Below are 23,376 nucleotides of genomic sequence, written 5' to 3'. Positions count from 1 at the left end.
CCCGCGGAGCGGGTCCCATCGCGCTGCGCGCGATGCAAGCGAAGCGCTGCGCTGCGCGCAGCGCAGGCGGGTCCGCTCCGCGGACCCGCATCCTCGCTTCGCGAGGATGCCACTGCCATTGCTGCGCAATGGCAGTGAACTCACCTGCTTCGCAGGTGAGTTCACGCTCGCGCTCCGCGCGAGCAGTGTGCGGAGCCGCTTCGCAACTCCGCACCCAGTCCCCCGCACAGCGGGGGACTCACCTGCGCGGGCCGGCGCCCCAGTGCGGCTGCGAAGCAGACGCTCACCCGCACTCCACAACTCAACCGCACCTGCCCTGGCTTCCGCTGCGCTCCAGCCGGCCACCTGAACCACCCTCAAGACAGGAAAAAGCAATGGGGAAGAGGCCGACTCGACCAACCTTCGAGCACAGCAGCCACACCGAAAGATCATGTGAATGAGCCTCAGTTGTGCTTCAAAATGAAGCACGGATCGAAATTGGGTCACGGGGCCGTTGCCGGACCCCCGCCACCATGCAGTGCCCGAGCCCCACCGCGCAGGCCTGACACTCAACGAACCGCGCTTCGGACTGCAAGCCGGCCTCACAACTGCCAGTGCGTTCAAGGGTCCTGCGCACAAACAGGCGGTCAAGACAACCAGTCGTCGCCCAACCATACGAGCCCCCAGCCCACCCGCGCCATAACCCACACCAGTGAGAGGAACCGGGGTTAGCGCCCTTCGCCCCGTAATGTGGTGACTCGTCAGACTCCGTATCCCTGGCGGCAACAGAGGAGCACAGGGCTATTCGTGCGGGGCATCAGCTGCGGGGGTTCGTACGTTGCATGTAGACGGCGTAGCCCCCGCGGGCTGTACCGGGCCAGCCCGCACATCATCTCCGCCCTCTCCGGGCGGGAACAGTCCGAACAAGCAGCCGCCTTCCACCTGCCGACTCTGCCGGAACGCTCCAGCTCAGCATCGAAGGGCCGAACCAATGCCACGTCAAATCCCGTACCCCGAACTCGCCGCCCTGCAGGAACAGATGAAGGAACTGCCACACCTGAAACAGAACGTACTCATGACGTACGCAATCCTGGGCGGCCTGGAGCACGCCGTCGAACGCACGGCGGCTGAACTGGCCGAACGCATAGGAGTACCCGCACCACACTTCTCACGCGCTCGCAGAGAACTGGTCGAAGACAGGTGGCTGGAGCACACACACAACGAAGGCCAAGTGAAATTCTTCCGCCTCGGCGAGAAAACCACCGGACGCAAGGCCGTCGTACCACTACGAAACCGACCCACCGCCTGAACAAACGATCCACAACCAGGAACCCGCAGCACACACACTCACCACCCACGAGGCAGACACACACCCAGCCCACCACAAGCCAGGGACCCAGACGACACACACGCTGCAATGCTCACACGAACGAACACCGCCAGGCCGACGTCCCTACACAATCCACAACAATCGGTCACTTCGCGCCGATCCCGAAAAACGGCACCAACAGAAAACAGGCCGAGCACTGACACAAAACACCCAAACACCAAACCCGCCAAACACCCAACAGCAAACTGGCCGACCACCAGCACAGGGCAAAAGCAATGGGAACGGACCCCAGAATCAGCAGTGGAGGGGGAGGCGTGCCGACCCCCCGGCCACATCCATCACAAGCAGCACCCACACGACGAACCACCCGACCCAAGAGACACCACCCGGTTGACCCCGACAGGCCTCCTACCGGACCTAACGCCGGGCCAGCGCCAGCACACTCAGGCCGAACATCAAGCAGCCCAGGGGGAGATGGACCGACGGGACGTGCGCGATGCCGAGTACGACCTGGACCGAGGCGAGTACGAGGAAACCTGTCGCGTGCCAGATGGGTCGGGGCGAGCCGCCGCCCGGCTTCCACGCCAGCACCGCAGCGAGCACGTACAGCATCGACGCCCCGTACATCACACGGGCTCCGACACTGTGCAGCGTCTCTCCGTAGTGCGAGGTCAGCAGCAGTCCGGCGGAGACCGCCTGGAGGAAGATGGTCAGGGTCTGCAGGACGATCGCGATCTGCAGGAACGAGGAGCTGCGCTGTGCATTCGCTGTCGTTGTCACCTGAGTGGCCATGTCACAGTCCCCTTGTCCGCCCTCGGGCAGTAGATCGATAAGGTCTCACCAGCCCGACGACGCGGGCCTGCGAAAGGTAAGGCGAGGGGGCGGCCGGAGGCATGGGGACTGTCGGGACCAGCTCAGTTGAGGTAGCCGGCGAGCGACGCCAACTGATCAATGTCGCGTATCGGTTGCTCGGTTCCGTGACCGAGGCCGAGGACGCCGTACAGGACGCCTACGCACGCTGGTACGGGCTGCCACGAAGCCAGCAGGAGGAGATCCTGGTCCCCGGCGCCTGGCTGACGACGGTGACCAGCCGTATCTGCCTGGACCTGCTCGGCTCGGCGCGGGCCCGCCGTGAACGTTATGTCGGCGCGTGGCTGCCCGAGCCGCTGCCCGACCGCACCGAGTGGGAGCACGCGGGCGGCGCCGACCCCACCGGCACCGCAGACCCCGCCGACCAGATCGTCCAGGACGAGTCGGTGGCCATGGCCTTCCTCGTCGTCCTGGAGTCGATGACGCCCGCCGAGCGGGTGGCGTTCGTCCTGCACGACGTCTTCCGGTACCCGTTCGCCGAGATCGCCGGCGTTCTCGGCCGGACCCCTGCGGCCTGCAAGCAGTTGGCGGCCTCCGCCCGGCGGCGGGTGAGCCCTCCGCGCGCTCCGGTGACTGCGACCGGCCAGGCCGGCGTGGTGAGGCACGTCAAAGAGGCATGGGAGGCCAAGGACATCGCAGTCCTCGTGGGTCTCCTCGACCCGGCCGCCGTGATGACCGCCGACGGCGGCGGCATGGTCGGAACTCTCCTGCGCCCGGTCGAGGGCGGCGCGCGTATCGCCCAGTACATGGTCGCCATTGCCGACAAGGCTCCGGGACTCGAACTCCTGGAGCGGTCGGTCAACGGTGTGCCGGGCCTGGTGGCCCAGCGTGCCGGCGTCGTGATGACCGTAGCCTCGTTCGACGTCTCCGACGGGCGCGTCACCCGGATCTGGGCGATCCGCAACCCGGAGAAGCTGCGGCCGTGGGTGGGGAAGGGCTAGCCAGCCCTCGCTCGCAGGCGGACCGCGCTGGAGCGGCCTGTGGTTTCGGGGGCAGAGGCGTGGCGGGCGGTGCCCGTACGGTGCCAGCAGGTCGGCGGTGGCTCGTCTCTGGGCAAGTGCTCCCCCGGCGTCGAGTACATCCGGGATCATGAAGCATGCGTCCGGATGACTGGCACCTCACCGAAGACATCGACGACTTCCTCGCCCGCGCCGGAGACTTCCTGTGCTCGCGCCCCGTCATGCACAACACGCCGCTGACAACGCTCGAGAAACTGCGAGCACGTGGTGCGGACGCATACGGCGCCGAGGCCACCGTGTTCGGCCGGCTGGAGTCGGGGGGCGAGGTCCGCGCCATCTTCTACCGCACTCCGCGTGGGCGCCTGACCCTCACCGCCCTCTCCCCCGAGCAGGCCGACACCCTCGCCGCCCACCTGGCCGGCCTCGGCCGCCCGTTCTCCGGCGTCACCGCGGACCACGACACCGCCACCGCTTTCGCCGAGGCTTGGCAGCGGCACACGGGCGCAGCGGCGGTACGCGACTGGTGGGGCCGTCTCTACCGCCTCGGCACGCTCACTCCGCCGGAGCCGGTCCCGGCGGGCCGGGGCCGACTCGTGGGTGAGCGGGACCATGAGCACGTCATGCGCTGGTGCCGTGAGTTCGCCGCGGACGTCGGGGAGGTCGTCTCCATCGACGCCGCGTCCTGGGGCGGCACACGCTTCGCTGAGAAGCGCTATACGTTCTGGGAGACCCCGGACGGTACGCCCGTCTCCATGGCGGGTGTGAACCCGTTGGTCGGCGGCCAGGTCCGGGTGGACCCCGTGTACACCCCAGCCCACCTGCGCGGTCGCGGCTACGCGGGCGCAGTGACGGTCGAGGTGAGCCGGGCCGCGCTCGCCGCGGGCGCCAAGGAGGTCGTGCTGTTCACGAACCCGGCCAATCCCACCAGCAATGCCCTGTATCAGCGCGTTGGATACGTCCCGGTCATCGACTTCATCGGGTTCGACTTCGCGTGTGCGGGCAGATGATGTCTTCCTGGCACACGAACGGGGCGGCGTACGTCGACGGGGTGTCGGTGTACGCCGCCCTCGGGTGGGACGGGTTGCGGGTGGTGGCCCGCGTTGTCATGGCGGTTATTTCGGGTCGTGGTTGAACTTGGAGGTGGACCAGAAGTAGCCGAGCACCGCGAGGCCCAGGCACCAGGCGACGGCGAGCCATCCGTTGTTGCCGATCTCGGTGCCGAGGAGGAGTCCGCGCAGGGTTTCGATGGCGGGTGTGAAGGGCTGGTATTCGGCGATGGGCTGGAACCAGCCCGGCATCGAGTGGAGCGGGACGAAGGCGCTGGAGAGGAGCGGCAGCAGGATCAGGGGCAGGGCGTTGTTGCTGGCGGCCTCGGCGTTCGGGCTGACCAGGCCCATGCCGACCGCGATCCAGGTGAGCGCCGTGGCGAAGAGCACGAGCAGTCCGAAGGCCGCGAGCCACTCCAGGACGGTGGCATCGGTGGAGCGGAAGCCGATGGCCACGGCGACGGCGCCGACGAGGACCACGCTCATGACTGACTGCAGCACGCTGCCGATGACGTGTCCTATGAGCACGGAACCGCGGTGGATCGCCATCGTGCGGAAGCGGGCGATGATGCCCTCGGTCATGTCGTTGGAGACGGAGACCGCGGTCCCGATCGTGGTGCTGCCGATGGTCATCAGCAGGAGGCCCGGGACGATGTAGGCGATGTACTTGGCGCGGTCCGGACCGCCGCTGCCGATGCCCGCGCTCATGGTGTCGCCGAAGATGTAGACGAAGAGCAGCAGCAGCATGATCGGGGTGAGCAGCAGGTTCAGGGTGAGCGACGGGTAGCGCCGGGCGTGCAGGAGGTTGCGGCGCAGCATCGTGGAGGAGTCGCGTACGGCGAGGGAGATCCTGGTCGGGCGGGCGGGAGCCAGGGGGGAGCTCATCGGACAGCCTCCTTGGGCTGGTTGGGGATGCCGGTGCCGCCGGTGAGGGCGAAGAAGACGTCGTCGAGGTCGGGGGTGTGCACGGTCAGCTCGTCGGCCTCGACGCCGGCCGAGTCCAGCCGGTCGAGGATGGAACGAAGTTCGCGCTGGCTGCCGTCGCTGGGGAGCTGGAGGGCGAGGGACTCGTCGTCCCGGGAGGCCTCGCGCAGGGCGGAGGCGGCGCTCCGGTACGCGGCCGGGTCGGTGAAGCGGAGCCGGACGTGTCCGCCGGGGATGAGCCGCTTCAGTTCGTCGGCGGTGCCCTGGGCGGCGATCCTGCCGTCGTTGAGTACGGCGATGCGGTCGGCGAGTTGGTCGGCCTCCTCCAGGTACTGGGTGGTGAGGAAGACGGTGACGCCGCCCGTGACGAGTTCGCGGATGATCTGCCACATGGTGTGGCGGGAGCGCGGGTCGAGGCCGGTGGTCGGCTCGTCGAGGAAGATGATCCGCGGGTTGCCGACCAGGGTCATGGCGATGTCGAGGCGGCGCTTCATGCCGCCCGAATAGGTGGACGCGGGCTTCTTCGCGGCCTCGGTGAGGTCGAAGCGCTCCAGCAGTTCGGCGGTGACCTGTCGTCCCTCGTGTTTGGAGAGGTGGTGCAGGTCGGCCATCAGGAGCATGTTCTCCTCGCCGGTGATCAGCCCGTCCACGGCGGAGAACTGTCCGGTGACGCCGATCGCGGCGCGCACGGCCTGCGGGTCGGCGGCGAGGTCGTGGCCGCCGACGCGGATCTGGCCACTGGCGGGGTCGGGCGAGACGAGGGTGGAGAGGATCTTGACGGCGGTGGTCTTGCCGACGCCGTTCGGGCCGAGCAGGGAGAAGATCGTCCCTTCCTCGACGGCCAGGTCGACGCCGTCGAGGACGGTCTTGTCGCCGTAGGACTTGCGCAGTCCGTTCGCCGCGACGGCCAGGTCGGTCATGAGAGGTGCCCCCTATTACTGGCTGCGGATTTACAGGCTGCGGGCGGTGATGTCGCCGTGGGAGGTGGTGGCGCGGACGTCGAGTTCGGTGGTGCCGTCGTTCTTGAGGGCGTTGCTGATGCGGCCGTAGCCGGTGTCGGCGTCCAGGACGGCCGAGACGCCGGCGGCGGCGACGACCGAGATGCTGCCGGCCTGGGTGCGGAGCACGACCGTGCCGCGTACGGCCTCGGCGATCCGGATGTCGCCCCTCGCGGTGCTGATCTCCGCGGGCCCGCCCAGCCGGCCGACCTCGACATCGCCGTCGATCGCGGTGAGGCGGACGCTCGCGGCCTCGTCGATCTTGATCCGGCGGTACGCGCCTTCGAAGGCGACGTCGCCGAGGCGTCCGACGCCGCGGAGTTCTGCGCTGGCGGTCCTGGCCTCGACGCGGGAGCCGGCGGGCAGTTGGACGGTCACCTCGACGGATCCGGAGTTTCCGAGGATCCGGTTCTTCGCCGCCGGGGCCTCGATCCGCAGGACGCCGTCGCGGTAGGCGACCTCGATCTCCTCCGCCGCCTTCACGTCGCGGCTCTTCGAGGCGTTCGCGGGCCGGACCTCGACCGTGGTGTCGGCCCGGTCGGCGGCGATGAACTGGATGCGTCCGGCGGGGATGTCGAGGACGGCGAAGACCGGGGCGGGGGTGTCGAACTTCTGCATCGTGCTCTCCTTCGGCTTGTTGTTTCCGATGATGGAAAAGCTACGTTGCGTTCATGGATTCGGCAACAGATTCGTTGCGCATGAATGTCATTGTTGCAGGTAGAAGCCTACAAATCGTTGCAACGGTCTTGAATCTAATGCAACGGATCCCACTTCGTTCGTTGCAATGGATTGTGAGTGAACGCTATGCTGGGGACGCCAGGAACCAGGAAGGAACACGAGGGAGACCGCGATGCCGGGAGGCAGACTCACCCAGCAGGAACGCCAGCAGATCGCGCTGGGACTGGCCGACGGCCTCGCCTACGCGGAGATCGCCAGACGCCTCGACCGCCCGACCTCGACCATCACGCGCGAGGTCATGCGCAACGGCGGCCCCACCGCCTACCGCGCCGACCTGGCCCACCGCGCCACCGAACACCGCACCCACCGCCGCAGGCAGACCACGCCCCGGGGGCCGGAGGCGCCCCCGCAGGCCCACGGACGCGACGCCGAGGCCGTACGCGAGTACGAGGAGACGTTCACCACCCTCCTCATGCAACAGGGCCTGCCCAAGATGATGTCCCGGGTGCTGGTCTGCCTCTACACCACCGACGCGGGCAGCCTCACCGCGTCCGAACTCGCCCAGCGTCTCCAGGTCAGCCCGGCGTCCATCTCCAAAGCGATCACATTGCTCGAAAGCCAGGGCCTCATCCGCCGGGAACGCGACGAACGCCGCCGCGAGCGCTACCTCGTCGACAACGACGTCTTCTACCAGGGGATGATGGCCGCCGCCCGATCCAACGCCCAACTCGCCGTGACCGCACGACAGGGCGTCAGCCTCCTCGGCCCCGACACCCCGGCCGCCACCCGCCTCGAGAACATCGCCCGCTTCGTCGACTTCGTGGCCGAGAGCATGACCCGCGCCGCGGAGCAGGCCCGCGACATCCTCTACACGAAACCCGAAACGCCCTCAGGCGGCACTGCAGAGCCGCTTTCGGATCGCTGATGGACAGCCGTCTCGACGGTCACAGCCTTCGACGGCTCCTCCGGCCGGGAACGGCCGGCGCACGGGGTGTTCCGTGGCCGGCCGTGTGGGTTCGGTGGGTTCGGCGGGTTCAGGAGGTCGGGGCGACGAGCATGTGCTCGGTTCCCAGGCGGTTGGCGAGCGTATCGGTGTACATGGTGGTCTCACCGTCGGACCAGCGGATGAGGACGTCGTCGGTACGGCCGTTTCCGGTGTAGTCGCCTGTCGTCATGGCCGTGTCGTGGGTCCAGAGCTCGTTGGCGTTCAGGATGCGCTGCTCGGTGCCGAGGCCCGACGTAGTGGTGCCGACGTAGTTGTCGAGCTCGCCGTCGGTCCAGCGCACCATGAGGTCCCACTTCTCATTGCCGGAGAACTCGCCGGTGGTGAGGAGTGTGGCGTCCTTCCATGTGTCGTTGGGAGCCTTGAGCTTGTGCTCCTGGCCGAAGGTGCCGGCGCTGACATCGGTGTAGAGGGTCAGCTCGCCGTCGGCCCAGCGCACGATCAGGTCGGTGACGTACTGGGAGGCGTTGAAGCGGCCCGCCGCGATCTGGATCGCGTTCTTCCAGGTGTCGTTGGGTTTGATCATCTGGGTGCCTGCCCAGTTCAGGCCCTTGGAGCCGACGTCGCCGTAGAGGGTGACCTCGCCGTCGGACCAGCGCACGAGCAGGTCGAACTGGTTGGAGCCGGTGAAGTCGCCGGCGGTGACGGTCGCCGCGTGGGTCCATGTGCTGTTGGCGGCCAGCAGCTGCTGTTCGGTGTCGTAGCCGCCGCGTCCGTTGCCGGGGTAGAGCGTGACCTCGCCGTCGGACCAGACCACGATCATGTCGCTGTGGCCGGTGTGGCGGAAGTCGCCCGAGGCCAGCAGCTTGGCGTGCTGCCAGGTGGTTGCCGAACCAGGCAGCCAGGGACTGTCCGTCGCCGGCTGGTAGGGCGGCTTGTCACCTGGCTGCCGATGGGCGGCGGCGTCGTCGAAGAGGTCCTGGGCGTCCTGGCCGTAGACCGGCGCGTACGTCACCCAGTCGTCGTTGGCGTCGTTGCCGCCGCCGTTGTATCCGCCCGTGTTGCCGATGACCTTGCCGGTGCCGGTGGTGCGGTCGTAGTCCTCGATCCACGGGCCGCCGGAGACGCCACCGTAGAAGCCCTTGCAGGTCATACGCATCTGCCGGAAGCCCGGCAGCCGCGATGTGGTGACCGGGCAGCGAACCGGTTCGTGCTTGGGGTTGACGCTGTCGGCGCCGGGATACCCGATGACGGTGACCTTGTGGGTGTAGTCGGTGGTGGGCGTGAACGTCAGCGCTCCCGTCACGTCCTCCACCTTGCCCCGGCTGTTGGAGCCGACCCACGCGAAAGCCAGGTCGAGGTCGGAGGCGGCCGCCTTGGTGTTCTTCTTGTAGCGCGGGTCCATGTACACCTGAGACACCGGGAAGACGCCGTGCGGCTGGTCGGCGGCGGACTTACCGCTGCGGTACTGCGGCACGAAGATGCGGTGGGTGGCGCTCTCCATGCCGCGTCCGCAGTGTCCGGCGGTCAGGACGATGTCCTTGGCGGCCGTGTGCACGACGCTGCCCGTGCAGTACGTCTTCGGGCCGCCCAGCGGAGTGCCGTCGAAGAAGAACGTCCCCACCATCGGGTGGCCGTCGAAGTGCTCGGGGTCGGGCGTGCCGGACGGTGGTGGCCGGTGCGCGGCGGCCGCGCCGTGCACGCCATGCACGCCGTGCGCTGAGGCGCGAGCCGGGGCGGCGTCGAACGGGACCGCGTCGTCCATGCGGTCAGCCGTCCAGTACTTCTCCTCCTCGGTGAGGCTCGGGCCGTTCGAGGGGGTGGGAGGCGTGGTCGGCTCGGCGGGCTCCGTGCTCGTGGACGGCGCCGACGGGGAGGGCGAGGCGGTCGGGTCGACGGCCCCCGCGACCGTCGACGACGCCGAGGGGGCCGGCGACCTCGTCGGCCCCTGGGCCTTTGCGGTGGAGGCCGTGTGCGTGGCGGAAGCCGGCGGCAGTGGCGTGCCGGTCGCGGCAGACGCCGGGGCGGTGCCGAGTACGCCCGTGCACAGGCCGAGCGCGAGGGCCGGAATCCATCTGTATCTGGAACGCAATGAGGGGTCTTTCCATCTTGGAGGAGGTCGAACGACAGGCGACACCGAACTTCCCTGAGTCGCACGGCAGTTCGACATGAAGATCGGTAGCATACTATCGAGTAATTCTTGACATAGCGTCAAATATCAGACAGGCGAGGCGATGCACCGACTCCGTACAGCCACCTGGGCGGCGCTCCCGCTTCTGCTGCCCCTGCTGGCGGCCGGGCCGGCCTCGGCTGCCTCGTCGTCGCCGACACTGCCCCTGCGCAGCGTCCGGTCGGTGCATCCCGGCGACACCCTGACGGCCATCGCCAAGGACGGACAGGCCGCGTACGGCGACACCGTCAGCTCATCCGTGTTCCTTGCGGCCGGGAAGCTGCGCATGATGGCACCGCTGCTGACGGCCACCGTCACCATCGCCTGCGACGCCCGCACCGGCACCTATCCGGTCCTGCTGAACGGCGCCGGCGCCGAGGGGCCGGCCGGTCATCCGTTCCACTGGGCACAGGTGCGTGTCGAACCGGCCGACGAGGCCGCGCGCAGCGCCTGTCGCGACAAGGTGAAGAAGATGCCCCCACCGGACCGGGAAGAACGCTGGGCGGCCGACGACACGTGGCCCCAGTCGCCCTGGGACGTGCGGACCTTCAAGGCCGGCAGCCGCATCACGATCACCGACAACGACGACGAGGGATCGGACGGGTACATCACCCTCTCTTCCCGTGCGTTCACCGACCGGCCCGTCCTGCGCGGCGCCAAAGCCGTCCTGACCGCCACCACCACCCTCAAGTGCGATGCCGTGCCCGGGCTCTACGTCGTCGACCGGCATGACGTCGGCCAGAAGGGCCCTGACAGGGTGTGGGCCCGGCTGCGGATCGCCCCCGCCGCACGAGCGGGCGCCTGCTCCACACAGGCGGCGCACTCCTCCGGGGCATCCCGCACCGCGCTGGTGGCCTGGAGCGCGGGCGGCGTACTCCTCGCCTCAGCAGTGGGTGCGGCGCTTCTCCTGCGGGCCCGGTCCCGCCGACCGAAGTCCACCTAGGTCGCTCGTTTGTGCCAGGGGTTCGGGGTGCGGTAGAGTCGATCTTGAGCGTGGCACCCGAGTTCGGGTGGGGCGTGATGCGTTGGTGGTCCAAGGAAAGACGCCCCGCTTCCTGCGGGGAAATGCAGGTGCAAGGCCTGCCCGGCGCTCGGATCAGAACCCCGTCCCTGACTGTTCAGGGGCGGGGTTCTTTGCGTGGGCGGTCGCCCTTTCCTGTCGGCCCTGGCAGCCGGGGGCTCTAGGAGTGGAAGGAGCCGAACTTCACGTCCTTGGTGCAGACGTTGAAGACGCCGGCCGAGCCGCTTGCCTTGGTGACCTTGACGGTGCGTGCGACGTCCTTCGGGAGCGCGATCCGAACGCTGGAAGCCTGCACTGCGCAGACCTCTCGGGCGGACTGGCTGCCGTCGAAGTTGAGATCCGTGTAGAGGACCTCGGCGGTGGCCGAGGCGCCGGGGCCGAGGTCGACGGCGTCGGTGCCGGCAGCCGAGTTGTCGGTCTCGACGGGGTCGGCCTTGCCCTGGTCGTCCTTGGCGGTCAAGGTGGTCGCGCCCACGATGGTGCAGGTGCGGCCCGAGGTGTTGGTGACCTTGACGGTGGCGGCCGCGGGCTCCGACTCGCTGGCGTGTGTGGCCGAGGCGATGAACCGGACGGTGGTCGTCTTCGTGGTGCACGCGCTGACGGCGCCGCCGCCGGAGCCGGACCCGGAGCCGGTCGCGGTCGCGGAGGCCTGGCTTCCGCCGGTCTTGCCCGTGGACGTGCCGGCGGTGGCGGAGGCCTTCGATGCCGGCGACGCCGTGGTGACCGGGCTGGAGGTTTCGCCGGTCTTGGCGTCGTCGTTCCCCGAGTTGCAGGCCGTAAGGCCGAGGCCGGCGACGAACACAGCGGCCGTCGCGAAGGTGGCCGTACGCATACGCATGAGTGGTTGTCCCCCTGGGTCAGTCCGGCGCAGTGCCGGTGGTCTTCGACGTGAGTAGTTCACGCCGGGCGCCCCACCTGCGGTTCCGTTGACGATCGGCTACCCGCCTGTGAAACAACTCACCGGTAACTTGGACAACCGGGGTGTGCCGGGCGTCATCTGACAGACACACACAGTCCGGATGGGGTGGAGTGCGGCTCGGGATGCCGCCCGCGGGTGCGCCCGCGCGCTGTCAACGGCCTGACGATCTGCGGGCTCGCCTTCGTTCGGCAAATCATTCGATCATCGATCGTCTGCCCCATATCGTCGGGTCGTCCTGTCCGGTCGTCCGTCGACCGGTCGCCTGTCGAGGGGAACACACCGAGTGAAGAGGCAGACCAAGTTGCTCACATCGTCCGAGCACCGCGCAGGCAGGCGCGGTGCTCTTCTCGTGGCCGCCGTCGGAGCGATCGCCGGCCTGGTCGCGACAACGGGCGTGGTGGAAACGGCCAGTGCCACGGAGACTCCTCGGGTGTCCACGTCCGCGACACCGGGCACGTCGTCCTCCGGTCCGGCGGCGCCGCGCTGGACGGCCGTGGCAGCGAGACAGTTCTGGACCGACCGGCGCATGGCCGATGCGAAGCCGCTTCCGGACGGCAGACCGTCGGCGGCGGCGACGTCCTCGTCGCACAGCGCGCTGACCGGTGTCGGCCCGACGAGCTCGCACTTCAGCGGGCTGGCGATGATCGGGCGGATGTACATGCAGCGCGGCAGCGGCTCCTACTTCTGCACCGCGAGTGTGATCAACAGCCCGCACCACAACATCGTGCTGACCGCCGGCCATTGCCTGGACGCCAGGGCCGGGGGCGGCTCGATGGCGTTCGTGCCCCAGTGGACCGCGGCCAACCCGCGACCGCACGGGATCTTCCCCGTCGCCACCGACTCCCGGGGGCGCAGCCGGGTCTGGATCGATCAGCGCTACTACGACCGCGGGCATGTGAAGGGTGCCCCGTGGGACGTGGCGTTCGCACAGGTCGGGGCGCGCGGCGACGGCAAGCAGGTGCAGGACGTCGTGGGCGGCAACACCCTTGTCACCGGGCGCGGTTACGTGTTTCCGCGCGTCAAGCTGGTCGGTTACCCGAACTCGGACCGGCAGCCGCTGACCTGCACCAGCTCCACGAAGCGGTTCACGCCGACGGACGGCACGCCCGGGTCGTACCTCCGGATCGTCTGCGCCGACTACCGGTCGGGTACCAGCGGCGGCCCGTTCCTGGCGAACTTCGACTCCCGCACCGGGACGGGGGACGTCGTCGGGAACATAGGCGGCTGGAAGACGGGCGGGCCCACCGCCGACATCTCCTACAGCCCCTACTTCGGCTCCGACATCCGGCGTCTGTACAACGCGGCCGTGAGCGGCGCCGAGCCCGCCCGGCCCGGCACGCCGCACTGAGCCAGGCCGGGCCGGCCCAGGCCGTATTCGTGGCTTGGCGGCTCGTGGGCGAACTGGACGTGGCCACCCCCTCTTCCGACTTCGGTCGAACGTGATTCGAGATGATCGCTATGTGACCGAATCAGATATGGTGAAGGTGTGGGGACAGGGACTGGCAAGGGGATCGTGGACGACATCGACCGGGCGCTGATCGTCGAGCTTCAGCGTGACGCCACTCAGGCCTACGCGGTGCTCGGCCAGGCGGTCGGGCTGTCCGCCGGCGCTGTGCATGATCGCGTGCGCAAGCTGCGTGAGCGCGGTGTCATCCGTCGTACGACCGTGGATGTGGACCCGGCCGCGCTGGGGCGGGGCGTGCTCGCGTTCGTCATGGTCGACTCGTCGGCCTGGATGGGCGACGCGACCGACGCCTTCGCCGCCATCCCCGAGATTCAGGAAGCCCATGTCATCGCGGGTAGTGCCGCCGTCCTCGTGAAGGTGCGCGCGGCCACCACGGAGCAGTTGCAGGACGTCCTGCGGCGGCTCTACGCGATCGAGGGCGTGAGCGGGACTCAGGCGACGGTCGTGCTGGAGACCTTCTTCGAAAGGCCGGTCCGTGCCGACTGAGCTGCTGGGCGCAAGGAAGAGGAACTTCGCATCGTGAACTTCTGGTCGATCTACGAGCACGGCTTCGCGCGGGTCGCCGCGTGCACCGGGCATGCCGCCATCGCCGAGCCGTGCAGGAACGCCGAGGCGGTGCTGCGACAGGGGCGGCAGTGTGCGCAGGAAGGGGTCGCCGTCGCCGTATTTCCCGAGCTGTGCCTGTCCGGGTATTCGATCGAGGACCTGCTGCTGCAGGACGCGTTGCTCGACGAGGTCGAGGCGGCGCTCCAGGACGTGGTGGCCGGGTCGGCGGATCTGCTGACGGTGCTCGTCGTCGGGGCCCCGCTGCGCCATCGGAACCGGATCTACAACTGTGCGGTGATCGTGCACCGGGGGCGGGTCCTCGGCGTGGCGCCCAAGTCGTACGTGCCGAACTACCGCGAGTTCTACGAGCGCCGGCAGATCGCCGCGGGTGACGACGAGCGCGGCGGGACGATCCGGGTGGGCGGTGCGTCCGTGCCGTTCGGTACGGACCTGCTGTTCACGGCCGAGGACGTCCCGGGCCTGGTGCTGCACGCGGAGATCTGCGAGGACATGTGGGTGCCGGTGCCGCCGAGCGCGGAGGCCGCGCTGGCCGGGGCGACGGTTCTCGTCAACCTCTCGGGCAGCCCGATCACGGTCGGGCGGGCCGAGGACCGGCGGCTGCTGTGCCGCTCGGCGTCCGCGCGCTACCTCGCCGCGTACGTCTACGCGGCGGCCGGACTGGGCGAGTCGACCACCGACCTGTCCTGGGACGGCCAGACCATGATCTACGAGAACGGTCAGCTGCTCGCCGAGACCGAGCGGTTCCCGCAGGGCGATCAGTACGCGGTGGCCGACATCGACCTGGATCTGTTGCGGCAGGACCGAGCGCGGCAGGGAACCTTCGACGACAACCGCCGTACCCATGCCGCTCGTACCGGCGGGTTCAGGGAAGTGGCGTTCCGGCTCGATGCGCCCAAGACCGACCTGGGGCTGCGCCGCCGGGTCGAGCGGTTCCCGTTCGTGCCGGCCGATCCCGCCCGTCTCGCCCAGGACTGTTACGAGGCCTACAACATCCAGGTCGCGGGTCTGCAGCAGCGGCTGGCGGCGATCGGCGGGCCGAAGGTCGTCATCGGGGTGTCGGGGGGGCTGGATTCCACGCACGCGCTGATCGTCGCCGCCCGGGCCATGGACCGTGCGGGTCGCCCGCGCAGCGACATCCTGGCCTTCACGCTGCCCGGTTTCGCCACCGGCGAGCACACCAAGGGCAACGCCCACAAGCTGATGCGTTCGCTCGGGGTCACCGCGGCCGAACTGGACATCACGCCGACCGCCCGGCTCATGCTCCAGGAGATGGGGCACCCGTTCTCGTCCGGTGAGCCGGTGTACGACGTGACCTTCGAGAACGTGCAGGCCGGGCTGCGTACCGACTACCTGTTCCGGCTGGCCAACCAGCGCGGGGGCATCGTGCTCGGCACCGGTGACCTGTCCGAGCTGGCGCTCGGGTGGTGCACGTACGGCGTCGGCGACCAGATGAGCCACTACAACGTCAACTCCGGCGTGCCGAAGACGCTCATCCAGCATCTGATCCGATGGGTCATCAGCAGCGGTCAGTTCGACCAGGAGACCAACGACACGCTGGCCGCGATCCTCGACACGGAGATCAGCCCGGAGCTCGTGCCGGGAGAAGAGCTCCAGTCCACCGAGTCCAAGATCGGGCCGTACGCACTGCACGACTTCACCCTCTTCCACGTGCTGCGGCACGGCATGCGGCCGTCGAAGATCGGCTTTCTGGCCTGGCACGCCTGGCACGACCGGGACGCCGGCGCGTGGCCGCCCGGGTTCCCCGAGAAGGAGCGGACGGCGTACGACCTGCCGGAGATCTGGCACTGGCTGGAGTACTTCTGCCGCCGCTTCTTCGGGTTCGCGCAGTTCAAGCGCTCCGCGATGCCGAACGGACCGAAGGTCCTGGCCGGTGGTTCCCTTTCGCCTCGCGGCGACTGGCGTGCGCCGTCCGACAGTACGGCGGAGGCCTGGCTGAGGGACCTGTCCCGCTGGGAGGACGTGCTGCCCGGCGGAGAGTAGCGGCGGGTCGGAGCGCGGTTTCTTCGGGTTTCTACCGGTTCATTCCGGATCCTCCGGGCTGCTCCGGGCTTCTCCCGGCTTCTCTCGGCGCCTTTGAACCCTCGTGGCCTTGAACCTCCTGGCGACGCGCGACGTATCAGTCACTGCGGGTGGCGCCGGGCGTGGCGCCGGGAGAAAGGGCCGAGCCATCTCATTGGATTCGAAGCGTCTCAGCGGCGATCTCGACCTGGCCGTTCCGGCGCAGCGGGCGGGCGGGGCAGGCAGCGCGGACAGCCGCAGCCATCTGCTGGGCCTCGATGGGCTCCGGGGCCTGGCCGCGCTGTACGTGGTCCTTTTTCACTGCTGGCTGCTGACCTTTCCGGGATTTCCCCGCAACTCGGGTCCCTCCTGGCTGGGCTGGCTGATGTACGGGCGTCTCGCGGTCGTCTTCTTCCTGGTGCTGTCCGGTTTCTCCTTGGCGATCTCTCCGGCGCGTCATGGCTGGGAAGTGGGCGGTGTCGGCCGTTTCCTGCGTCGGCGCGCCTGGCGAATACTTCCCCCGTACTGGGCGGCGCTCGCGTTGAGCCTGATGGTCGCCCGGCTCGTGGTGCCCGCATCGCATTTCGGACCGCCGACCGGGAAAACGGTTCTGGTGTACGGCCTCGTCCTCCAGGACGTGTTCACGGCTCCCACACCGAACGGGGCGTTCTGGTCGATCGCCGTGGAGGCGGGGCTCTATCTCCTCTTTCCGGCACTCCTTTTGATACGGCGGCGGCTGGGGGCCATGGTCCTGGTCGCGGGCGTCACGCTTCTGGTCGTCGCGCGGGGCTTGGCGGCGGACAACGCGTCCCCGGTCGAGGGCATGAACTGGCTGACGCCGAATCTCGCTCCCGTGTTCGTCGCCGGCCTGGTGGGAGCGGGAGTGATCGTCGCGCCCGAGAGGATACGGCGCCTGCCGTGGCACTGGCTTGCCGGGCTGGCCGCCTTGCCGGCCCTGGCGCTTGTCGTCGTCAAGGGTTCGGTCTGGACGGTGGACCACTACTTCTGGGTGGATCTTGTCGTCGCGCCCGCGATGACGATGCTCATAGCCGCGGTTGCCACGGGCAGGCCGGTGCTCCTCATGCGGCTCCTTGCCACGCGGCCCATGCGCAGCCTCGGCGATTTCTCCTACAGCCTCTACCTCATTCATCTGCCGGTCGTCATGGTGGTGATCCGGAAGATCGCCCCGCAGTACGTATCGCCCGGCCTGCCCACGTTCTGGTTCACGTTGGCGGTGGCTGTGCCCGCTTCGGTGCTGGGAGCGTGGCTCTTCGCCGAGATGTTCGAACTGCCTTTCAAGCGGAACCGGTCCTGGGAGTCCATGCTCTCGGCAGGACGTTCACGCTGGGCGGGTATGCGTTGGGGTATGCGTTGGGGTATGCGTTGGGGTATGCGTTGGGGTATGCGTTGGGGTACGCGCCGACAGAGTGGGCGTCGGCCGCTTCGCGGTGGGCAGTCCGGCGAGTGACACCAACTCCGCCGGATGGGGCTGGTCCGGCGCCCGTGAGGCTGCCATCTTGTGATCATGAGGACGCAAGTTCTGGAGGCCGGCGAGATTGATCGTCCGGCGCTGGTCCTGGTGCACGGTGCCGGGCAAGGCGGTCGGATGTGGCGACGTCAGCTGGGAGCGTTGTCCGACACCTTTCGCGTCGTTGCACCCGATCTTCCGGGGTTCGGCGGCACGCCGGGCCCATTCAGCTTGACGGCAGCAGTCGAGTGCGTCAGCGAGATCGCCCGTCGGCTACGGCCCGTTCACCTGTGCGGCCATTCTCTCGGGGCGATCGTGGTCGCGCGGATGGCGGCTGAGAACCCGGACCTCGTTGCCCGGTTGATTCTGTCCGGGGGACCTGAGATCGCACCGGGCAAGACGTCACAGCGGCGGCTCCGGACCGAACGGCATCGCCCCGGCTGGCTGGTCCGCGCGATCTCCGACCTGCCCGATCGCACCGGATGGACCGGCATGCTGGACGCTCTGCAAACGAGCGACCTCTCCCGCGTACTTCCCCAGATCGCCGCTCCCACGCTTGTGCTGTGCGGAAAACGGGATCGCGCCAGTCTGCCGGACGCCCGACGGACCGCGGCGGCCATCCCAGGAGCCCGCCTGTCCGTGGTTCCGCACGCGGGGCATCTCCTGCCCATGACCGCGCCGCACGCTTTCAACGCCATCGCCCGGGGATTCCTTGACCCGGAACGCCGGCAGACACATTGAGGGGCGTCGTGATCCGGAATCGTCCATCAGCCGGCGGTCGGTGAAGAACGACCTTCTCAACCACGCGGGACAACGGACAACGGTGCGTTGCGGTGTGTCACGCGGCTCACCGCGCTTGTGGGGAGGCGGGGCCCGTGGTGACCTCCTTCGGCAGTGATATGTGGGCGACGAGGAAGAGCAGTACGCCACAGGTGGCGACCAGGATCCAGCCCGGGCGGGACGCGTGTGCGAGCCCCGTCGGGCCGGCGGCCGTGACCAGGCCGCCGGCGAGAGCGATGCCGAGGGCGGAGCCGAGTTGCCGTGCGGTGGAGGTGATCGCCCCGGCCACACCGGCACGGGCGGGTGGCAGTCCATTGACCGCGGTGTTGGTGATCGGGGCGTTGGCGAAGCCGAACCCGATGCCGATGAGCGAGTATGCGGCCAGCAGCAGGAGCGTGCTCGTGTGCGGGGTGAGCCGGACCATGCAGAGCCCGCCGGCCGTGATGAAACCGCCGGCAAGGAGCAGCGGCAGCCGCGGTCCCGTGCGGCCGACCATGCGGCCGGACCAGGGGGCGCAGACGGTCGCTCCGACGGCCAAGGGCAAGGTCGCCACGCCGGCGGCCAGCGGCGTCCATTGCCGGGTGTGCTGCAGGTAGAGGGTGTTCAGCAGCAGTGTCATGTTCAGGGCGACGAAGACCGCCACCGCGCCCACGACGGCGCCGCTGAAGACCGGACGCCCGAAGAGCCGCGGATCCATCAGCGGCTCACGTCGGCGGGACTCGACCCACACGAATCCGGCTGTCGCCATGGCGGCCCATGCGTATCCCGCCAGCGCCGCAGGCGACGTCCAGCCGATGCGCGGCCCTTCGATCAGGACGCCGACCACGGCTGCGAGGACCAAGGTCAGCAGGACCTGGCCGGGCAGGTCGAGCCGCCGGGCCCGCTGTGCCCGGGACTCCGGCACGAACACCGCACTGAGCAGCAGAGCGGCCGCGATGACGGGTGCGTTGATCCAGAACAGGGCCCGCCAGTCGAGCCCTGCGAGCAGCGCGCCGCCCGTGACGGGTCCGGCGGCCATGCTCAGTCCGAACACTGACGCCCAGATGCCGATCGCCTGCGCCCGTTCCTTCGGGTCCGGCATCGCGTTCACCACGATCGCGAGCGCCACGGGGCTGAGCATCGAGGCGCCGATGCCCTGCAGGGCGCGGGCCGCGATGAGTACGCCCGCCGACGGGGCGAGCGCGCAGGCCAGTGAGGCCGCGCCGAACACGGCCAGCCCGCACTGGAACACCCGGCGGCGTCCGAAGCGATCCGCCAGTGCGCCGGAGGAGATCAGGAGACTGGCCAGGACGAGGGTGTAGGCGTCCACGATCCATTCGAGACCGCGCGTGTCGACATCCAGGCCGCGCCCGATGGCCGGCAGACCCACATTGACGATGGTGGTGTCCAGGCCCACCAGGAACATGCTCAGGCAGCAGACGGCCAGTACCGTCCAGCGTCTGCGCGCACTCAGCACGGGTTGAACAGGGTGTGTCGTCGCGGTCACGGTCTACCTCTGATGTCCGGGAACAATGCCCGGCAAGGCTCGGCCCGGACGGCGGCCGCAGCCCATCAATTTTGCGAACACTGCAAAACTGGATCCATGAACACAGGATCCAGTGACGCGGAGCTGGAGCAGATTCTCGATGGCATCGGACCCCGGCTGCGCAGGCTGCGCCGGGAACGGGGACTCACGCTCGAGGCACTCGCGGCCACGACCGGGATCTCGGTCAGCACACTGTCCCGGGTGGAATCGGGCAAGCGGCGCCCGACTCTGGACCTGCTCATTCCGCTGGCACGGGCGCACCACGTCGCACTCGACCAGCTGGTGGCGGCGCCGGCCAGCGGTGACCCTCGGGTGCACCTCCGGCCCCTGCACAAGGAGCGCGGGAGCGTCCTCGTGCCCCTGACGCAGTACCCGGGCCGAGTGCAGGTCTTCAAGCAGGTACTGGCACCCCGTCAGCCGGAACTGGTCACCCACGAGGGCTACGAATGGCTCTACGTCCTCGCCGGTCGGCTACGCCTCATCCTCGGGGCGCAGGACTTCACGCTGCGGCCCGGCGAAGTGGCCGAGTTCGACACCACCGAGCCCCACTGGTTCGGCCCCGCGGACACGAGCGCCGTGGAGATCCTGCACCTGTTCGGTCCACGAGGAGACCAAGCCATCGTCCGCGCCGGACCGTCCACAACCGATCCCGCCCCGCCGACCGCCCCGAACGGATGAGGTCGCCGGAACCTCTCGCGCTTCACGGGTGCGTGGCTGCCGTGCTCGCCCGCGCCCCTGCCGGCGGCGGCGCGTCACTTCCCGGGAGTGGCGCGCCGCCGGCCGATGAGAGGATCCGTCAGGAGCGGTCGCCGTCGTAGCGGTGGTCGTAGCGGCGGTGGTCGTCGCCGTAGCGGTGGTGGTCGTCGGCGTAGCGGTGGTGGTCGCCCCAGGAGACGGCGTCCATGAAGCGGCCTCGGTCGTTGCGCAGGGTCGCGGTGTCGGCGGCGTCGTCCCACACTTCGTAACGCCGTCCCTGGTACAGGTCGGTCCGGGTGTCCTGCCCGAGCCCGGTGTGGACGCGCACCGTCGCCCGGCCGTCCAGCCAGAAGTTGCGGAAGGTGTAGGTGCGGCCGGCCTCGTCCGACAGCGTCCACCCGCCGAGGTTGACGTCGCGCCGGCTGTTGTTGGTGATCTCCACCCATTCCCGGTTCAGGGAGCGGTTCGAGCGCTCGCCGCGGCCCAGGGAGTCGTACTGCACATGGCTGATGGCCACTCGGTCGGCCGCGCCCCTCGGGGAGTGGTCGGCTGCCGCCGCCGGCAGCGCCACCGCTCCTACGGCCGCGGCCGCCACGGCGGCGGCAGCGGTCAGACGGCGGGCGGTCACGAGAACAGAAACGGACACAGGGTCCCCCTTTGCAGGGTGAGAGCACACCCCCGGGCGTGCGGCTCCGAAGACGCAGGCCAGTGGTGGTGCCTGGTGCGGGTGGCGGCCGGGCGGCCGCGCATCCACACCCTCCAGGCCACGCGGCGCACCCGGCGGGTGACCCGAGGGCTGTTACAGACCGCGCACATTTTCGTTACGTTTGTCTGTAATGTTCATTTACGTGGGGAGTAGTCTGGTTTGCTGCCTCGGTGGGCCGTGGTCCCGTGACAGCGCCGGGCTCCGCCGGCGCCGCGTCGGCACCGGTCCGCCCGCCGACACCGGGCCCTCACCCGAAAGTGAGTAACAGTTGCCCCGGGCGCCCGGGGCGGCCGGCTGTTCGGTGGCTCGGCAGATTGCGGTCGGGTCATGCGACTTGCAGATCAACCGCCCGCGGGTGCTGTATAGTGGATCTTGAGCTCGCCGCCCGGACGACCGGGGGGTGTGCGATGCGTTGGTGGTCCAAGGAAAGACGCCCCGCTTCCTGCGGGGAAATGCAGGTGCAAGGCCTGCCCGGCGCTCGAACAGAACCTCGCTCCCGATACGTCGGGAGCGAGGTTCTCGCGTTTTCGGGGTACGACAGGGCCGCCGTCGGGGTGATGTCCGCGGGTCGGCTCGAAATGATCGGTGGGTGGCAACGGCGCAGGTCAGACGGTGCCCCCCGGCAGGGTGCGCGCGGGGTTTCGGGACCCCACGGCAGGCCCGTACGCACAGGGCTGCCGCAAGTGCCCTTCGACAATCCCACCTGCCCCTGCCTGGTCGGCCCTACTTTGCGCAACAACCGGGCCGACGGCTACGCGAATCCGGCCACCCGCCGCTCTTCGGGGGGCCGCCGGGCGTTCAGCGGAGCGTGTCTATCCAGTTCTGGAGACGACGGCCCTGAGTGGCCATCAGGTCCGGGTCGCGCAGGGTGTTGGTGAGGACCGACATGCCCTGGTAGGCGGCGACGAGTTCGATCGCCAGGTCGTGTGCGTCGGGGCGGCCCAGCTGGGTGAACTGGGACTTGGCCCAGTCGATCAGTGCCCGCATGACCTGGGCCGCGGCCCGGTCCAAGCCGTCGTCGCGCTTGTCGAGCTCGGTGGCCAGGGTGCCGAAGGGGCAGCCGAAGCGGGCGGCGACGTCGCGCTGGTCGACCCAGCCGGCGACGAGGGTCTTCAGGCGGGTGGCGGGGTCGGGGAGTTCGTCCAACCGGTCGGTGAGCGTGTGCAGTTGGGCGCAGTGGGCGTCCACCGCGGCCTCGACCAGCTGATCCTTGGTCTTGAAGTAGTAGTAGACATTGCCGAGGGGGACGTCGGCGGCGCGGGCGATGTCACCGAGAGTGGTCTTCTCCACGCCCTGCTCGTGGAACACCTGGACGGCGGCGGTCACCAGGCGTTCGCGTTTGCCGGTCCGGCCTCGGGTGACCTTCACGGTCGTGCTCGCTTTTGAGTCAGTCACCTGACTGAGGATAGACAACGGCCCCGGCGGTCGCTAGCGTTGCGACTTAGTTAGTCAGCTAACTCACTACAGCCAACTCACCACGTGGAGGGGTCATGATCGTTGTTACGGGTGCCACCGGGAACGTCGGGCGGGCTCTGGTCCGGATGCTGGCCGGATCCGGGAAGGCCGTGACCGCCGTGGCGCGGCGGATCTCTCAGGACGATGTGCCGGACGGAGTGCGGGCCGTCGCCGCCGATCTCGGTGAGCCGGAGAGTCTGGTGCCGGCGCTGGAGGGGGCCAAGGCGCTGTTCCTGCTCGTCGCCGGGGAGGATCCGGGCGCGATTCTCGATCGGGCGGCCGCTGCCGGGGTCGCCAGGGTGGTGCTGCTGTCCTCGCAGGGCGTCGGCACACGGCCGGGGGTGTACGCGCATGCCGCCGGGTTCGAGGCCGCGGTGGCCGGATCGGGGCTGGGGTTCACGGTGCTGCGGTCCGGCGGGATGGCCTCCAACGCCCTTGCCTGGGCGGAGCCGGTACGGCTGCACCGTACGGCCGCCGCTCCGTTCGCCGAGGTGGGGCTGCCCTTCGTCGACCCCGACGACGTCGCCGCGGTGGCCGCCGCCGTACTGCGGGAGGACGGGCACGACGGGGCGACGTATGTGCTGACCGGGCCCGGGACGACCACGCCCCGGCAGCGGGCCGCGGCGATCGCGGAGGCGATCGGAGAGCCGGTGGCCTTCGTCGAGCAGAGCCGCGAGGAGGCGCACGCCCAGATGTCGCGGTTCATGCCGGCGCCCGTGGTGGAGGGCACGCTCGCCATCCTCGGGGAGCCCACCGGTGAGGAGCGGCAGGTCAGTGGGGACGTCGAGCGGGTGCTGGGGCGCGCGGCGGCTCCGTTCGGGGCATGGGCGGTGCGGAACGCCGGGGCGTTCCGCTGAC

The 23,376-nt window shown here is 69.1% G+C and carries 22 protein-coding genes; 13 read left to right on the top strand and 9 right to left on the bottom strand.

Annotation, left to right across the window (positions count from 1 at the left end):
- The first annotated feature begins 970 nt into the window (after positions 1–970).
- The gene (locus ACIPSA_RS41715) at positions 971–1,288 is read left to right on the top strand and encodes a hypothetical protein (protein WP_402644959.1); all 318 of its coding nucleotides are present in this window, start codon (positions 971–973) and stop codon (positions 1,286–1,288) included.
- A 438-nt stretch (positions 1,289–1,726) separates the two neighbouring features.
- Here ACIPSA_RS41715 and ACIPSA_RS41710 read toward each other — a convergent pair whose 3' ends face one another.
- On the bottom strand, positions 1,727–2,101 hold the full coding sequence (locus ACIPSA_RS41710) for a hypothetical protein (RefSeq protein WP_402644957.1): 375 nt from the start codon (positions 2,099–2,101) through the stop codon (positions 1,727–1,729).
- A 101-nt stretch (positions 2,102–2,202) separates the two neighbouring features.
- On the opposite strand from ACIPSA_RS41710, the gene sigJ reads away from it, so the two are divergent.
- Both sigJ and ACIPSA_RS41700 read left to right on the top strand, forming a co-directional pair.
- A complete protein-coding gene (gene sigJ / locus ACIPSA_RS41705; RefSeq protein ID WP_402644955.1) occupies positions 2,203–3,120 on the top strand; it encodes an RNA polymerase sigma factor SigJ in 918 nt (305 codons plus the stop codon).
- Between the two features lie 155 nt (positions 3,121–3,275).
- Positions 3,276–4,145 carry a GNAT family N-acetyltransferase gene (locus ACIPSA_RS41700; RefSeq protein ID WP_402644952.1) on the top strand — a complete coding sequence of 290 codons (870 nt, stop codon included), beginning with the start codon at positions 3,276–3,278 and terminating at the stop codon, positions 4,143–4,145.
- A 105-nt stretch (positions 4,146–4,250) separates the two neighbouring features.
- On the opposite strand, the gene ACIPSA_RS41695 is transcribed toward ACIPSA_RS41700, so the two are convergent.
- From ACIPSA_RS41695 to ACIPSA_RS41685, 3 genes are read right to left on the bottom strand one after another with little or no spacing between them, the layout of a single operon-like run.
- On the bottom strand, positions 4,251–5,069 hold the full coding sequence (locus ACIPSA_RS41695) for an ABC transporter permease (protein ID WP_402644949.1): 819 nt from the start codon (positions 5,067–5,069) through the stop codon (positions 4,251–4,253).
- Positions 5,066–6,028, bottom strand: coding sequence for an ATP-binding cassette domain-containing protein (locus tag ACIPSA_RS41690; protein ID WP_402644946.1), 963 nt, complete (start codon positions 6,026–6,028; stop codon positions 5,066–5,068). Before ACIPSA_RS41690 ends, ACIPSA_RS41695 begins: the two co-directional genes overlap by 4 nt.
- 30 nt (positions 6,029–6,058) lie before the next feature.
- On the bottom strand, positions 6,059–6,724 hold the full coding sequence (locus ACIPSA_RS41685; RefSeq protein ID WP_402644943.1) for a DUF4097 family beta strand repeat-containing protein: 666 nt from the start codon (positions 6,722–6,724) through the stop codon (positions 6,059–6,061).
- A gap of 232 nt (positions 6,725–6,956) precedes the next feature.
- Between ACIPSA_RS41685 and ACIPSA_RS41680 the strand changes: the two genes are divergently transcribed.
- The gene (locus ACIPSA_RS41680; protein WP_402644940.1) at positions 6,957–7,709 is read left to right on the top strand and encodes a helix-turn-helix domain-containing protein; all 753 of its coding nucleotides are present in this window, start codon (positions 6,957–6,959) and stop codon (positions 7,707–7,709) included.
- A 109-nt stretch (positions 7,710–7,818) separates the two neighbouring features.
- Here ACIPSA_RS41680 and ACIPSA_RS41675 read toward each other — a convergent pair whose 3' ends face one another.
- Positions 7,819–9,492 carry a trypsin-like serine peptidase gene (locus ACIPSA_RS41675; protein ID WP_402644937.1) on the bottom strand — a complete coding sequence of 558 codons (1,674 nt, stop codon included), beginning with the start codon at positions 9,490–9,492 and terminating at the stop codon, positions 7,819–7,821.
- Between ACIPSA_RS41675 and ACIPSA_RS41670 the strand changes: the two genes are divergently transcribed.
- Both ACIPSA_RS41670 and ACIPSA_RS41665 read left to right on the top strand, forming a co-directional pair.
- Positions 9,491–9,877 (top strand): hypothetical protein, encoded by a 387-nt coding sequence (locus ACIPSA_RS41670; protein WP_402644935.1) that lies wholly within the window; start codon positions 9,491–9,493, stop codon positions 9,875–9,877. The genes ACIPSA_RS41675 and ACIPSA_RS41670 overlap by 2 nt on opposite strands.
- Positions 9,878–9,961: 84 nt before the next feature.
- Positions 9,962–10,840, top strand: coding sequence for a hypothetical protein (locus ACIPSA_RS41665; protein ID WP_402644934.1), 879 nt, complete (start codon positions 9,962–9,964; stop codon positions 10,838–10,840).
- A 238-nt stretch (positions 10,841–11,078) separates the two neighbouring features.
- On the opposite strand, the gene ACIPSA_RS41660 is transcribed toward ACIPSA_RS41665, so the two are convergent.
- On the bottom strand, positions 11,079–11,756 hold the full coding sequence (locus ACIPSA_RS41660; protein WP_402644931.1) for a DUF4232 domain-containing protein: 678 nt from the start codon (positions 11,754–11,756) through the stop codon (positions 11,079–11,081).
- Positions 11,757–12,363: 607 nt separating this feature from the next.
- On the opposite strand from ACIPSA_RS41660, the gene ACIPSA_RS41655 reads away from it, so the two are divergent.
- The 5 genes from ACIPSA_RS41655 to ACIPSA_RS41635 all read left to right on the top strand — a co-directional run bounded on the left by ACIPSA_RS41655 (position 12,364) and on the right by ACIPSA_RS41635 (position 18,097).
- Positions 12,364–13,185: a trypsin-like serine peptidase gene (locus tag ACIPSA_RS41655; RefSeq protein WP_402644928.1), complete on the top strand. Its 822-nt coding sequence runs from the start codon at positions 12,364–12,366 to the stop codon at positions 13,183–13,185.
- 165 nt (positions 13,186–13,350) lie between these two features.
- Positions 13,351–13,788, top strand: coding sequence for an Lrp/AsnC family transcriptional regulator (locus tag ACIPSA_RS41650; RefSeq protein WP_402644925.1), 438 nt, complete (start codon positions 13,351–13,353; stop codon positions 13,786–13,788).
- A gap of 33 nt (positions 13,789–13,821) precedes the next feature.
- Positions 13,822–15,870, top strand: a complete 2,049-nt coding sequence (locus ACIPSA_RS41645; RefSeq protein ID WP_402644924.1) for an NAD(+) synthase — start codon at positions 13,822–13,824, stop codon at positions 15,868–15,870.
- A 109-nt stretch (positions 15,871–15,979) separates the two neighbouring features.
- A complete protein-coding gene (locus ACIPSA_RS41640; protein WP_402644921.1) occupies positions 15,980–17,356 on the top strand; it encodes an acyltransferase family protein in 1,377 nt (458 codons plus the stop codon).
- 57 nt (positions 17,357–17,413) lie between these two features.
- Complete coding sequence (locus ACIPSA_RS41635) at positions 17,414–18,097, top strand: alpha/beta fold hydrolase (RefSeq protein ID WP_402644918.1); 684 nt, start codon at positions 17,414–17,416, stop codon at positions 18,095–18,097.
- Between the two features lie 106 nt (positions 18,098–18,203).
- On the opposite strand, the gene ACIPSA_RS41630 is transcribed toward ACIPSA_RS41635, so the two are convergent.
- Positions 18,204–19,622, bottom strand: a complete 1,419-nt coding sequence (locus ACIPSA_RS41630) for an MFS transporter (RefSeq protein ID WP_402644915.1) — start codon at positions 19,620–19,622, stop codon at positions 18,204–18,206.
- A 96-nt stretch (positions 19,623–19,718) separates the two neighbouring features.
- Here ACIPSA_RS41630 and ACIPSA_RS41625 point away from each other — a divergent pair, with 96 nt between their 5' ends.
- A complete protein-coding gene (locus ACIPSA_RS41625; RefSeq protein WP_402644913.1) occupies positions 19,719–20,339 on the top strand; it encodes a helix-turn-helix domain-containing protein in 621 nt (206 codons plus the stop codon).
- Positions 20,340–20,457: 118 nt separating this feature from the next.
- Here the strand turns inward: ACIPSA_RS41625 and ACIPSA_RS41620 are convergent, their stop codons facing one another.
- Both ACIPSA_RS41620 and ACIPSA_RS41615 read right to left on the bottom strand, forming a co-directional pair.
- On the bottom strand, positions 20,458–21,003 hold the full coding sequence (locus tag ACIPSA_RS41620) for a lamin tail domain-containing protein (RefSeq protein WP_402644910.1): 546 nt from the start codon (positions 21,001–21,003) through the stop codon (positions 20,458–20,460).
- 858 nt (positions 21,004–21,861) lie between these two features.
- On the bottom strand, positions 21,862–22,458 hold the full coding sequence (locus tag ACIPSA_RS41615; RefSeq protein WP_402644908.1) for a TetR/AcrR family transcriptional regulator: 597 nt from the start codon (positions 22,456–22,458) through the stop codon (positions 21,862–21,864).
- A 95-nt stretch (positions 22,459–22,553) separates the two neighbouring features.
- Here ACIPSA_RS41615 and ACIPSA_RS41610 point away from each other — a divergent pair, with 95 nt between their 5' ends.
- A complete protein-coding gene (locus ACIPSA_RS41610; RefSeq protein WP_402644905.1) occupies positions 22,554–23,375 on the top strand; it encodes an SDR family oxidoreductase in 822 nt (273 codons plus the stop codon).
- Position 23,376: the final 1 nt, after the last annotated feature.

It is taken from the genome of Streptomyces sp. NPDC086549 (assembly GCF_044746205.1).
In the GTDB taxonomy this organism is placed as follows: Bacteria; Actinomycetota; Actinomycetes; order Streptomycetales; family Streptomycetaceae; genus Streptomyces.
Note: the sequence above shows the minus strand (reverse complement) of the source record. Positions and strands in the feature narration are given on the sequence as shown.